The organism is Streptomyces luteolus (assembly GCF_029968015.1).
Taxonomy (GTDB): domain Bacteria; phylum Actinomycetota; class Actinomycetes; order Streptomycetales; family Streptomycetaceae; genus Streptomyces; species Streptomyces luteolus.
In genome coordinates, this window is record NZ_JASCIS010000002.1 from 106,987 (window position 1) to 120,092 (window position 13,106).

Annotated in this window: 9 protein-coding genes; 1 reads left to right on the plus strand and 8 read right to left on the minus strand. The window is 72.1% G+C overall.

Going from position 1 to position 13,106, the window contains the following annotated elements; translation table 11 throughout:
• Positions 1-52: 52 nt before the first annotated feature.
• From QIT00_RS02225 to QIT00_RS02260, 8 genes are all read right to left on the minus strand, one after another.
• Positions 53-1,627: a vWA domain-containing protein gene (locus tag QIT00_RS02225; protein ID WP_282533310.1), complete on the minus strand. Its 1,575-nt coding sequence runs from the start codon at positions 1,625-1,627 to the stop codon at positions 53-55.
• Positions 1,624-3,051, minus strand: coding sequence for a hypothetical protein (locus QIT00_RS02230; RefSeq protein WP_408909702.1), 1,428 nt, complete (start codon positions 3,049-3,051; stop codon positions 1,624-1,626). Before QIT00_RS02230 ends, QIT00_RS02225 begins: the two co-directional genes overlap by 4 nt.
• Entirely contained in the window at positions 3,021-3,539 is a 519-nt protein-coding gene (locus QIT00_RS02235; protein ID WP_282533312.1) for a hypothetical protein, read from the minus strand. Before QIT00_RS02235 ends, QIT00_RS02230 begins: the two co-directional genes overlap by 31 nt.
• 236 nt (positions 3,540-3,775) lie before the next feature.
• Positions 3,776-6,322 (minus strand): SpoIIE family protein phosphatase, encoded by a 2,547-nt coding sequence (locus QIT00_RS02240; RefSeq protein WP_282533313.1) that lies wholly within the window; start codon positions 6,320-6,322, stop codon positions 3,776-3,778.
• Between the two features lie 257 nt (positions 6,323-6,579).
• Entirely contained in the window at positions 6,580-8,997 is a 2,418-nt protein-coding gene (locus tag QIT00_RS02245) for an MFS transporter (protein ID WP_282533314.1), read from the minus strand.
• A 319-nt stretch (positions 8,998-9,316) separates the two neighbouring features.
• Complete coding sequence (locus QIT00_RS02250) at positions 9,317-9,760, minus strand: SRPBCC family protein (RefSeq protein WP_282533315.1); 444 nt, start codon at positions 9,758-9,760, stop codon at positions 9,317-9,319.
• Between the two features lie 305 nt (positions 9,761-10,065).
• Positions 10,066-11,241 carry a GDSL-type esterase/lipase family protein gene (locus tag QIT00_RS02255; RefSeq protein WP_282533316.1) on the minus strand — a complete coding sequence of 392 codons (1,176 nt, stop codon included), beginning with the start codon at positions 11,239-11,241 and terminating at the stop codon, positions 10,066-10,068.
• A complete protein-coding gene (locus QIT00_RS02260) occupies positions 11,238-11,837 on the minus strand; it encodes a TetR/AcrR family transcriptional regulator (RefSeq protein WP_282533317.1) in 600 nt (199 codons plus the stop codon). Before QIT00_RS02260 ends, QIT00_RS02255 begins: the two co-directional genes overlap by 4 nt.
• Before the next feature lie 166 nt (positions 11,838-12,003).
• Between QIT00_RS02260 and QIT00_RS02265 the strand changes: the two genes are divergently transcribed.
• Entirely contained in the window at positions 12,004-13,047 is a 1,044-nt protein-coding gene (locus QIT00_RS02265) for an Rv2578c family radical SAM protein (protein WP_282533318.1), read from the plus strand.
• Positions 13,048-13,106 lie beyond the last annotated feature (59 nt).

The window sequence follows — 13,106 nt, forward strand, 5'->3', positions numbered from 1 at the left end:
GGCATACGGGAATCAGGAGTTGACGGTGTTGCACACGACCGGCGTGTGCGCCTCAGGTGAGGAACGTCTTCAGCTCGTGGACGAGCTTCTTTATGTGCCCGGACAGCACGGGAGCGCCGAGGTCCTTGAACCGCTCCCGGAACCAGGGGTTGACGCTGCCGCGCCCGGAGCTGGTCACCGAGCCGACGGGGATGAACTTCGCGCCCGAGCGGTGCACCGCCGCCATGGACTCGAAGAGTTCCTCACCGCGCCACTCGTAGAAGTCGGAGATCCACACGACGACGGTGTTGCGCGGTTCGGCGATCTTGGGCTGGGCCAGGGCCATCGCGACCGTGCCGTCGGTGCCGCCGCCGAGCTGGGTGCGCAGCAGCGTCTCGAACGGGTCGTGCACCCAGGGCGTGAGGTCGAGGGCCTGCGTGTCGTACGCGATGAGGTGGACGTCCACCTTGGGCAGCCCGGCGAAGATCGACGCCAGGATCGTGCAGTTGACCATCGAGTCGACCATCGAGCCGGACTGGTCGACGACGACGATCAGGCGCTGCGGGGTGGTCTTGCGGGCGGTGTGCCGGTAGTAGAGGCGGTCGACGTAGAGGCGCTCCTCCTCCGGGCTCCAGTTGGTGAGGTTCTTCCAGATCGTGCGGTCGAGGTCGAGGTTCCGGAACACCCGCTTCGGCGGGACGGAGCGGTCCAGGGCGCCGACCGTGGACTTCTCGACCTGGGTCCGCAGCACCTCGGCGACCTCGTCGACGAAGCGGCGGATGAGGGCCTTGGCGTTGGCGAGGGCCACGCCGGAGAGGTTGTTCTTGTCGCGAAGGAGCTGCTCGATCAGCGACATGCTGGGCGTGAGCCGCGCGGCCAGCTGCGGGTCGGCGAGCACCTCCCGCAGGTGCATGCGCTTCACCAAGTCGGCCTCGATCGTGCCGAGTTCGGGTCCGATCGCGGGGATGAGCCGACTCAGGTCGGGCGTCGTGCCCCCGCCGCCGGTGCCGGTCGGGCTGACGCCGCCGGGGACGCCGCCTCCGGGAAGGCCCGCCGCACTGGCTCCCGCGCCGCCTGCGGACCGGCCGGCGCGCAGCTCGCCAGGCTTGCAGGCGAGCGCCCGCTCCAGCCAGCCCGCGTCGGACTGCCAGCGCGCCAACTGCTCGGCGCTGACGGTGCCGTGGCCGGTGGAAAAGGTGTTGAGCAGCACCTTCGAGACGAGGGCGGCGCGCCGCACCTCGGCGGCCCGGTCCCGCTCGTCCGCCGCGTCCGTCTCCTGGCCCCGCGCCATGAGTCCGTCGAACTCGGCGGCCAGGTCCGGGTGCCGCTGCACGATCGAGTCGACCGAGGCCTGCGGGTCGAGGAGGGCCGTCGGCAGGCCGATGTCCTCCACGACGGCGAGGCTCGCCGACTCAAGCGTGGCCTGCTCCTCCTGGTCGAAGAGCCGGGCGAGCAGCCGCCAGTACAGGACCTGGCGCCGGTTGTCCTGCGGGTCGACGTCCGGGACGGTCGGGCTGGTCGGGACGGTCGGGCTGGCCGGGCTGGCCGGGCTGGCCGGGCTGGCCGGAACGTCCGGGACGGTCGGGACATCCGAGACGGTCGGCGCCGGGTCCACTTCGGGCGTGGACGGCGTAAGAGGCTCGGTCATTTCCGCAGCAGCCTTCCCGCGCGCTCCCGCAGCACCTTGACCGCGTCCGTCGCCGCCTTCTCGCCCTTCACGCCGACCTTGTCCGTGGTGCCCCCGGCCCACGCCCCGGCGTGCAGCGCGACGGTCTTCTTCCGTACGGTCGACTCCACGGCCAGCGGCTGCAGCGTGAACCGGCCCGCGTCCCAGCGAAGGAGGCCGATGCAGGCCCCGGACTTGGCGACGGCCTCCGGCGTGAGCGGCGACGCGGTGGGGATGCGATCGGCGTCGACGTGGAGCGGCTGACCGGCGAACGTCAACGTCAGCTCGTCCTCGTCGAGTTGGGTCGCGTACCCCTCGACGAACACCGGGACCGCGAGGCGGGTCGGGTGCCGGTCGAGAGGTGCCGTGGGGGTGTCGGTGGCCGTGGGCAGGGCGACGCGGGCGGTGGCGAAGGGGTCGGCGGGCTCGCCGGGGCGGGCGTGCGCGTCGCTCCACAGGAGGTCGCCCTCTGCGGTGAGCGGCATGTCCGTGAGCTCCGTCGAGCGCCCCTCACCGAGGGCTTCGAGCAGCGACATGTACGGCCGCAGCAACTGCCACAGGCCCGCCCCGACGACCGTGTCCGGTTTCGGCACCGACACACTGGCCCGTACCAGCCGCGCGGCTGAGCCGTCCGCGGGCTCAAGGACCGCGTGCACCTGGGCCTGCACGGCGGTGGCGTGCTCTTGGACGTCCACGCCGAGCGGCAGCAGGCGGCCGGTGACTGTGGTCGTCTCCGGCACTCCGGCCGCGCCGGGCAGCGTGAGGAGCATGGCGCGCGCCCACAGGTCCGCCCACCGGCGCTCCGGGACGCGCTGCAGGGACGCGCCGGGGCAGGAGGCGGCGAGTTCGGCGGCGAAGCCGTCGAGGAGGGCGGCGAGGCGGCGCAGTCCGGGCTCGGGCAGCAGGGCCGAGACGACCGGGGCGGCACCGGAGACCACTTCGTGGTCCATGCCCTGCCAGCCGCAGCGGGCCAGGTCGGCCAGCCAGGACCGGGCGGCCATCAGCACGTTGACCTCCTGGGCGGGCTCGCGCGGGCCGTCGGCCGGGGCGGCGAGCTCCGCGCGCGGGCGGCCGACGGCCTCCTCCACGCGGGTGCCGAGCGCGTCGTGGACGGAGCCGAGCAGGGCGGTGCGGGCGGCGGCGAGCGCGACGAAGTGGTCCTCGCTCGCGCCAGCGGCGGCTGCCTTCTCCGCGGCCTCGGCGACCCTCGCGGCGAGCGGCGTGCCCGCGACGGCGTCGGCGAGCCCCAACAGAGCGGCCCCCTGGGCGGGTTGGGGCCGGAGCAGGCCCGAGCTGAGCGCGGCGTCGAAGGCGTCCACGGCGGCGAGGGCCTCGTCGAGCCCTTCGACGGGCTCGGTCAGCAGATCCGTACGCATCAGGCCACCGCCCTCGTCGGCGGGAACCACTGCATCTCGGGCAGGGGCGCCGTGGTCGGGTCGCACTCCAGGTAGGCGAGGTGACGCAGGAAGCGGCTGAAGACCGTCGCCGCGGCCTTGCTGTCCCCCGGCGAGGGCCGCGTGGAGGCCATGGCGTGCGTGAGGCTCGCCGCGTCGGGCTCGGTGTCTCCGAGGTCGCACTTCAGATAGCGGGCGACGCGCACGGCGCCGTACTGCAGCACCGCTTCCCTGATCAGTGCCGCGATGTGGTTGCAGTACGAACCCCGGGCGCCTCCGCACGGCCGGTTGTTGTTCGTGCTGCAGGCGTATGCGTACGCCCCTGCCGTCACCGACGAGACATACACCCGGCCGATGTCCGAGCCGCTGGAGACGACTCCCTGCAAGCGTCCGTCGGCCAGTTCGACGAACGGAACCTTGGCGAGCTTCCGCGGCCGTGCGGGCGCCATGACCCGTGCCGTGCTCGACCTCTCCCACCCTGACAACGCACCATCTCCCATGCACCAGAGGACTGTCCCCTGCCGGACCGGCGGGGACATCAATGAACCTACTGGCGACCACTGACAATGGGGGCTTGGGCGGGCCAAAGGTGCTGGTCACAGGGGTAGTTGAGGGTGCCGGGGGGCAAGCGAAAGCCGTTCGACTGCGGCGCCGCCGTGGCTGGTCGCGCCCCGCGGCGAAGCCGCAAGTGTCACAGCCCCGCGCCCCTATCGGGGCACGTGACTCAGCCCCTCCGTCAGCCCCTGCGCCCCACCGGAACCGACAGCTCGAACCACACCGACTTGCCGTCGCCCGCGCGCGCCGAGCCCCACTCACGCGCCAGGGCGCTCACCACGGCCAGGCCGCGGCCGAACTCGTCGGCCGGGCCGGTGCTGAGCAGTGTGGGCAGGGTGTGTTCGTCGTCGATGACCTCGCACTGCACCACGTCCGAGCGGACCAGGCGCAGCGCGAGCTGGTCCCCGTGGGCGTGCCGCACCGCGTTGGTGACGACCTCGCTGACCAGCAACTCGGCGGTCTCCACGAGCTGTTCGAGCCCCCAGCGGCGCAGCTGGGCGCGGACCAGACGGCGGGCGCGGCCGACCTCGCGCGGGTCCACCCGGAGCTGCCAGTCCGCGACGTCCTCGGCGGCGATGCCGTTGAGCCGGGCCATCAGGAGGGCGACGTCGTCCTTGCGGCCGCCGCGGCCCGCTTCGGTGAAGGTCACGGCGAGGGCGCGGACGATGGTGTCGCAGGCGTCGTCCATGGAGGCCGCCGGGTGGGCGGCCGACTCGCAGAGCGTGGCGAGGCCGACGCCGATGTCCTCGCCGCGCATCTCGACCAGGCCGTCGGTGCACATCACAAGCCGGTCGCCGGGCGAGACGGGGACGCGTACGGTCTCGAAGGGCACGCCGCCGACGCCTATCGGGGCGCCCGTGGGCAGGTCGAGGAGGTCGCTGCGGCCGTCCTCGGCGCGGACCACGACGGGCGGGATGTGCCCGGCGTTGGAGATCTGCAGCTCGCCCGCGATCGGGTCGTACACCGCGTACAGGCAGGTGGCCAGATACTGCTCGCCGAGGCGCTGCGCGAGGTCGTCGAGGTTGCGCAGGAGCTGGTCGGGCGGCAGGTCGAGGGCGGCCATGGTCTGCACGGCCGTCCGCAACTGGCCCATCATCGCGGCGGAGTTGAGGCCGTGCCCCATGACGTCCCCGACGACGAGGGCGGTGCGGGAGCCGGGCAGCTTCACCGAGTCGAACCAGTCACCGCCGACGCGGCCGAGGAGGGTGCCCGGCAGATAGCGGGTGGCGATGTCGCAGCCGGACATGCGGGGCGGGATCTGCGGAAGCATGCTGTCCTGGAGCGTCTCGGCGACGTTCTCCTGGTACGTGTACATGCGCGCGTTGTCGAGCACCAGGGCCGCGCGGGCGGCGAGTTCGGCGCCGGTGACGCGGTCCATGTCGTTGAAGACGACGCGGTCCGGGTGGCGAAGGAGGACGCTGAAGCCGAGGACGACGTTGCGCGCCTTGAGGGGCACGATCAGCATCGACCGGCCGACGATGAACGGCCGGATGTCCCGCTTGTCCAGCTCGGAGGCGATGGCGTGGCCCATCTCCTCGCTGATGTACGGGATCAGGACGGGGTCGCCGGTCGTCATGCACTGGAAGAACGGCGTGTCCGCCGGGAACGGCATGGCCTCGCCGACCGGCACGACGTCGTCCCAGCGGCCCGGCTCGTCGGTGTGCTCCAGGGCGACGCGGTGCCACATGGTGGTGGAATCGGGCACGCCCTCGGCGAACCCCTCGCCCGCGACGACCTGTTCGCGCAGATAGGTGCAGGCCACGTTGGCGAAGCGGGGCACGATCGCGCGGCTGACCTCGTTGATGGTCCTCGCCAGGTCGAGGGACGTGCCGATCCTGCCGCTGACCTCGTTGAGGAACTCCAGACGCTCGCGCACCGCGAGGTACTCGAGGTCCTCGGTCTCGTCCGCGAGGTGCTCGAGGTCCTCGGTCTCGTCCGCGAGCTCCGGCGGCACGGGCCCGCCCTCGGTCTCGTCCGCGAGCTCCGGCGGCACGGGCCCGCCCTCGGCCACGGCGCGCGCCACCCGCTCGCGGCGCGCCTTGCGCTCCGCGCGCCGGGGCACGCCCCAGTCCGGCGTGACCGGGACGCGGTCGTGCCGACTGAACTCCAGTACGGGATAGCCCAGTTCGAGGACCTGCGAGACGATCCGGGAGCCCTCGGCCACGCTCATGCTTGGCAGGATCTCGGGCAGCCGGCGCGCCAGCTCCTCGTACCCCGGGAACTCGGTGTGCAGGCCGAAGCCGGGGGCGATGCGTTCGGTGGCGCCCTCCGGGTCGGCTGAGTCCTCGACGTCGTGGGGGTCCTCGCGGCGCAGCCCGTCGGCGTCGGCGGCGAGGACGAGCAGCCGCTCGGGTCCGGGACCGACCAGGGGGTACGCCCACCACAGGACGTCCACGCGGTCGCGGCCGGGTTCGGAGAGACGGGCGCGGCCCGCGGCCGGGTAGGAGGTGTGCCCGCCGAGTGACGCCTCCAGGTCGGAGCCCAACTCCTCGTACGCGTCGGGCAGGTCGAGGGGCGTCGCCGCTTCCTCGGGCAGGGCGCCGGAGACGGGCAGCAGGTCGATGGCGCGACCGCCCACCGCCTCGTCCTTCGCGTATCCGAACAGGCGGCGTGCGCCGCTGCTCCAGTGCGAGACGAGACCCGCTCCGTCCACGACGACCACGGCCAGCGGAATGCGGCCGGCGACGGCGGACTGCGTCGCCGGCCCATCCGGAGTGCCACGCTCCATGGTCTGGGCTCCTTCCCGTGGCGCGGATGAAGATCTGCGCCACGACCACGGTACGGCGCGTGCGGCAGGCGGTGTGCGGCAACTTCGGAAATTGGACCGGAAGGATGCGCGGGCGACGCGCCCCCTGTGCGCCCCCTGTTGTGCGCGGCCCGCGCGCACCGGCGACGACGTGCGGCGCACCTGCCACGACGTGCGGCGCACGGGTGACGGGTGGGTGGCGCACGGGCGACGGGCGGGGTGGCGCGGGGCCCGGATCGTCAGTCCTCGTGGCCGAGTTGGAGGTCCCGTTCGGTGCGCCCGCCGCCCGCGACCTGCAGCACGGTGGCGACCGGCGGGTAGCCCGCGGCGATCACGGTGTACTCGCCGGAGGACAGGTCGACGAAGCGGAATGTGCCGTCCGGCCCGGTGGTGAGGGTGTCGACCACGTTGCCCGCGGCGTCGAGCAGGGTGACGCGGGCGTCCTCGACGGCCCGTCCGCCGGTGGCCCGCACGGTGCCGCGGAGGACGGCGCCACCGGCGAGTTCGATGTCCTGCCGGGTCTCGCGCGCGGCCTGCACGCTGACCGGGACCGCGGCCGGCCGGAAGGCGGGGGCGCTGGCGGCGAGGGTGTACTCGCCGGCCACCAGCTCCGTGATGACGTAGCCGCCTTCGCGTCCGCTGCGGGCGGTGGCGACGACCTCGCCGCGCACATCGGTCAGGGTCACGGCCGCGTCCCGTACGGGGCTGCCGTCGGCGGTGACGACGAGTCCGGCGAGGCGTCCGGCGCCGCCGAGCACGACATCGAGTTCGACGGGCCGCTCGCCGACGGTGACGGAGACGGCCTGCGGCTGGTGCCCTCCCGCTGCGGCGATCAGGACGTACGAACCGGCTCCGGGTGTGGACAGCGCGTACCGTCCGTCGTCGCCGCTCGCGCCGCGGCCGATCTGCTGCCCGGTGACGTCGATCAGGGTGAGCGCGGCGCGGGGCACGCTGGTTCCGTCGGAGTGCTGGACGCTGCCGCACACGGGCACGCCCGCGGTGTGCGCGGCGCTGCGGGCGGCCGGGACGGTGGCGGCGTGCTCGGTCGGGTGGGCGCTCTGGGGCGCGGCGTCGGCGGCGTTGGCGGACAACAGAGGTGTCTCCTTGAGGAACAGGGCGATGAGGAGGCCGAGTACGAGGACCGGCACGAGGTACAGGAAGATCCGCGGCATGGCGTCCGCGTACGCCTGGATGTAGCCCTCGCGCAGCTGCTCGGGGAGCCGGTGGACGAGTTGGGGCGTGATCGACTCGGGGTCGGGCAGGTCGGCGCCCGTGGGCAGCCGGTCGGTGAGGGCGTCGGCGAGCCGGTCGGCGAAGAGGGTGCCGAAGACGGCGGCGCCGACGCTGCCGCCGATCTGCCGGAAGTAGTTGTTGGCGCTGGTGGCGGTGCCGAGGTCGGCGGCCGGTACGGCGTTCTGCACGGCGAGGATGAGTACGGGCATGATCAGGCCGATGCCGATGCCGAGCGCGCCCATCCAGATGCTGTAGTCGAGGCGTGAGGTGTCGGCCTCCAGGCGGGAGAGCAGCCACATGCCCACGGCGGAGGCGGCGCCGCCGAGGATCGGGTAGACGCGGTAGTGGCCGGTGTGGCTGATGAGTTGGCCGGAGACGATGGACGCGACGACGATGCCGAACATCATCGGCAGCATGAGGAGCCCGGACTCGGTGGCGGTGGCCCCGTCGACCATCTGCAGGAAGGTCGGCAGATAGCTGGCCGCGCCGAACATGCCGACGCCGACGATCGCCCCGACGAGCCCGGTGATGTTGAACGTCGGATCGCGGAAGAGGCGCAGCGGAATGATCGGTTCTGCCGCGAACCGCTCAACGACGAGGAACAGCACGGTCGACAGCACGGCACCGGCGCCGAGCCCGATGATCACGCGGTCGCCCCACTCGTACTCCGTACCGCCCCAACTGGTCAGCAGGACCAGGCAGGTTGAGGCCGAGGCGAGGAACAGCGCCCCCAGAACATCGAACCGGGGCTTGGCGGTGGGCTTGGGCAGCTTCAGGACGACGGCGATGACGGCGAGGGTGAGCAGGCCGAACGGCACGTTGATGTAGAAGCACCAGCGCCAGCTCGCGTGGTCGGTGAAGAAGCCGCCGAGCAGCGGTCCGGCGACGGAGGCGAGTCCGTACGCGGCGCCGATCACGCCCATGTAGCGGCCGCGTTGGCGGGGCGGGACGATGTCGGCGATGATCGCCTGCACGCCGATCATGAGGCCGCCGGCGCCGACGCCCTGGATCGCGCGGAAGGCGATCAGCTCATCCATGGTCCGCGACCAGCCGGCGAGTGCGGAGCCGATGATGAAGACGACGATCGCGAACTGGAAGACGCTCTTGCGGCCCAGGAGATCGCCGAGTTTGCCGTAGATCGGCAGTCCGATGGTGGCGGTCAGGAGGTACGCGGTGATCGCCCAGGACATCTTGTCGAGGCCGTGCAGCTCGCCGACGATCTTCGGCAGCGCGGTGGCGACGATCATCTGCTCCAGGGCGGCGAGCAGCAGGGCGAGCATCAGCCCGGCGAATACCAGGCGGACCCGGCGCGGGCTCAGCTCCTGCGCGGGGTCGGGGCCGGGTTCGGCCGGCGGTGGGGGCTGCTCCGCTGCCGGTGCGGCCTCGGGGGCCTGCTCGTCCTGCACCAGAGTCGTCCCACGCACGTACCCGCTCCCCTCGTCCGCGCCCGGTCGCGCCGCCCATTTCTCGCATTACGCGACAACTGCGGGCAACCGAAAAGTTCGCCGCGAACAGGGTCTACGGCCGCTCCCCACAAGGGTGTTGGGCCGTGCACGCACCCGGCGGACCTCGGGGTTTGACGCGCTACGCGGGTGCGTGATGTGCGCGGGGAGTGCGCCGGGAGCGTGCCCGGAAACCACCCGAACCAGCGACAGGCCGACCGTGGACGTCACGGCCGGCCTGTCGCGGGGCTCACTTCTCGGCGGGGCTCACTTCTCGACGGGGCTCACTTCTCGGCGGGGCTCACTTCTCCACTTCGGCGGCGAGCTTGCCGAGCAGCTCGTCGTAGATCCGCCCGAGGCCCTTGGGCGCGAAGGTCTTCTCGAAGAAGCCGCCGATGCCGCCCGCGCCGATCCACACGCTCGACACGACGACCTTGGCCCGGCCCTCGCCCGCGGGGGTGACGGTCCAGGTGGTCACCATCGAGGAGTTGCGGTCCTTCTCGACGAGCTGTCCGTCGGTCGGCTCGCTGACCTCGAGGAGGCAGTCGCGGACGCGCTTCTTGGTGGCCTGGAGCTTCCAGTGGACGAGGGTGCCCTCGCCGTCACCGCCCTCGCGGACCTCGTACTCGCTGAAGTGCGCGGGCAGCACCTTCGGACGCGTGCCCTTGTAGTCGGCGAGCGCGTCGAAGACATCGTCCGGGGCCGCCGCGATGATCCTCTCGGTCACGGCTTCGACCTGTGCCATGGCACTTCCTCCACTGCGTTGCTTTTCGGGGTACGGGGTGCTGCGTACTCCATTGTGACGGGTTGCCGGGGGTGGGGTTTCCCCTACCCGCCCCTTCCCGAAAGACTGCCGTCGGCTGCGGGGGCTCCGCCCCCGGACCCCCTCCCCCAAGCTCTCGGCTGCGCTCGAGCAGGGGGGACCCCCATCTCAAACGCCGGAGGGGCTGAATTTTCAGCCCCTCCGGCGTTTGAGGAGGCCCATCCGGCGAGGCCACGCGGCGCCAGCCGCATATCGACACAGTCGGGAAGGGGCGGGGAGGGGAAAATTCACGCCCCCGCGAACGCCCCGCCCGCCCCGAACACCCGCTCCCCGAACCGCTCGGCGATCCGCACATGGCCCTCCGGGCACGGATGGACCGCGTCCGGGAGCGGGAGTTCGGCGTGGTCGGCCTCGCCGTACAGCTCACGGCCGTCGAGGTACGAGAGATGCGGATCGTCAGCCTCCCGCTCCCCCACGATCCGGGCGAGCTCCTCACGTACGACGTTCAACGTGAGGCGGCCCGCGGCGACCTCGGCCGGGTCGCCGGTCACCTTGAAGCGCACGGTCCCGTCGGCGAAGTCGGGGGCGAGCGGGCCCGGGGTGTCCTCCTGTACGGGGCAGAGCACGGCGGACACGACGAGCAGCGGGGTCGTTGGATGCCCCTCGCGGATCGTGTCGAGGAAGCCGTGCACGGCCGGGCCGAAGGTACGCAGCCGCATCGCGTCGGCGTTGACGATGTTGATGCCGATCTTGACGCTGATCAGGTCGGCGGGGGTGTCGCGCAGCGCCCGCGCGGTGTACGGGTCGAGCAGCGCGGAGCCGCCGAGGCCCAGGTTGACCAGGTCGACGCCCGCGCGGGCCGCGGCGAGGGCGGGCCAAGTGCCGGTCGGATGCGTGGCGTTGGAGCCGTGGCTGATGGAGCTGCCGTGGTGCAGCCACACCTTGCGGCCGTGCTCGGGCAGCGGGGCGAGCGGCGCGTCGGTGCGCAGGGCGACCAGCTCGGTCCGCTCGGTGTGCGGGAGCCAGATCTCGATGTCCTTGTCCCCTGCGGGGAGTTCGGTGAAGCGGGCGGTGCCGGGGGCGCCCTCGGTGAGCTCGACGGACTGGGTGGCGAGGTCGACGGTCAGGACGTTGCCGCCGGTCACGGTGGTCTGTGCGGTGAGGCGGCCGTCCACGAGCAGGTCGTACACGCCGTCGGCCGGGGCGGGTCCCGGCACACCCCGGTAGGCGCGCTTGGTGGGCAGCGTGTCGAGCTCGATCGCGGTGGCCGCGGTGCGGAACGCGAGACGTACGCCGGAGGGCTGGGCCTCCGCCATGGCGGTCATGCTGTCGGAGATCTGGCGCCGGGCGCGCGCGGGCAGCCGGTGCGGCATCAGGCCGTGTGCGGTGGGCTCCAACTCCAGAGCGCCGCGCACGAGTTCGGGGGTAACGGGGGTGGTGGTCCAGGAGTACGTGGTGCTCATGAGGGGTCTGCCTTGATCGGTCGGTGGGAGGCGGGGGCGTCACGCAGCAGCGCGTCGAGGGCGTCGAGGATCCACGGCCAGGTCTCTGCCGCGGGCGGCGCGCTGTGGCTGAAACCGCCCGCCGTCTCCAGGCTCACGAAGCCGTGGAAGACGCTGCCGAGCAGCCGTACGGCGTGGGTCTCGGCGGGTTCCGGCAGGTCGTAGCCGCGCAGGATGGCCCGGCTCATGCGGGCGTGCCGGGGTCCCGCGCTCGCGGCGGCGGTCTGCGGGTCGAGCGGGAAGCGGGCGGCGGTGTAGCGGCCGGGGTGCTCTACGGCGTACGCGCGGTACGCGTCGGCGAACGCGGTCAGGGCGTCCCGGCCGGCCCGTCCAGCGACGGCGTCGGAGGCGCGGTCGGCCAGCTCGTCGAGGGCGAGCAGCGCGATACGGGTCTTGAGGTCGTGGGAGTTCCTGACGTGCGAGTAGAGGCTCGCCACCTTCACGTCGAACCGCCGGGCGAGCTCCGAGACGGTGACGTGCTCGAAGCCGACCTCGTCGGCGAGCTCGGCACCGGCACGGACCAGGCGCTCCGCGGTCAGACCGGGTCGCACGGCCACGGTTCCTCCAGGTGAATCCGCAGCCAGTTCCAGCTGCTACCTAAATCGATAATGCATCCGCCTAACACTTTTAGGCAAATGAAGGTAACCACTAGGGAGCTCACGGTCCCGCACGATCATGGGAACATCTGTTCTAATCTGTGCCCAGTGCTACCGAGGAGGCGCCATGCGCTGGGACCACCTGACCGCCGACGACTCCGCGCTGTTCGGCGCGGACGCCGTGACCACCCGCACCTTCGACACCCCCGAGTTCCGCGGTGTGACCTTCCACGAGATCAGGGCGAGGTCGATCGTGAACCGGGTGCCCGGTGCCTCCCGCATGCCGTTCGAATGGACGGTGAACCCGTATCGGGGCTGCACGCACGCGTGCGTGTACTGCTTCGCGCGCAAGACGCACAGCTATCTGGACCTCGACACCGGGCTCGGCTTCGACTCGCAGATCGTGGTGAAGGTCAACGCCCCCGAGCTGCTGCGCCGCCAGCTCGCGTCTCCCCGCTGGCACGGCGAGCACATCGCGATGGGCACCAACGTGGACTGCTATCAGCGGGCCGAGGGCAAGTACCGCCTGATGCCCGGCATCATCACGGCCCTGCGCGATCGCGCGAACCCCTTCTCCATCCTCACCAAGGGCACGCTGATCCTGCGCGACCTCGACCTCCTGGTGCAGGCCGCCGAGGTCACCGAGGTCGGGCTCTCGGTCTCCGTCGGCTTCACCGACCGCGAGCTGTGGCGCACCGTCGAGCCCGGCACACCGGCACCGGAGCGCCGCCTCGACGTCGTCCGCACGCTCACCGAGCACGGCATCGGCTGCGGCGTGCTGATGGCCCCGGTGATCCCGTTCCTCGGCGACTCGCCCGAGCAACTCCGCGCCACCGTCCGTGCGATCGCCGCCTCCGGCGCCACCTCCGTCACCCCGCTGGTCCTGCATCTGCGCCCCGGCGCCCGCGAGTGGTTCATGTCCTGGCTCGCCGAGCACCACCCCCATCTCGTACGCCGCTACGAACGGCTGTACGCGGAGGGGGCGTACGCGCCGAAGTGGTACCAGCGCCGGATCACGCGATACGTCCACGAGCTGGCGCAGGAGTACGGCATCGGCCCCCGGTCCTCGGCGACGGCGCGGCGGATCACGGCGACGCGGGAGACCGCCCACGAGGAGAGGCCCCGGGAGGAGAGCTCCCGGGAGGAGGCCACCCAACTCACCCTCCTCTGACGCACTGACGCACTGACGCACTGACGCCTTCGGGTCAACTTCCCGCACGGTGCACTATT

Coding starts and splice junctions, on each gene's coding strand:
- QIT00_RS02225 (WP_282533310.1), bottom strand. CDS start 1,627: ATGACCGAGCCTCTTACGCCGTCCACGCCCGAAGTGGACCCGGCGCCG.
- QIT00_RS02235 (WP_282533312.1), bottom strand. CDS start 3,539: ATGGGAGATGGTGCGTTGTCAGGGTGGGAGAGGTCGAGCACGGCACGG.
- QIT00_RS02240 (WP_282533313.1), bottom strand. CDS start 6,322: ATGGAGCGTGGCACTCCGGATGGGCCGGCGACGCAGTCCGCCGTCGCC.
- QIT00_RS02250 (WP_282533315.1), bottom strand. CDS start 9,760: ATGGCACAGGTCGAAGCCGTGACCGAGAGGATCATCGCGGCGGCCCCG.
- QIT00_RS02255 (WP_282533316.1), bottom strand. CDS start 11,241: ATGAGCACCACGTACTCCTGGACCACCACCCCCGTTACCCCCGAACTC.
- QIT00_RS02265 (WP_282533318.1), top strand. CDS start 12,004: ATGCGCTGGGACCACCTGACCGCCGACGACTCCGCGCTGTTCGGCGCG.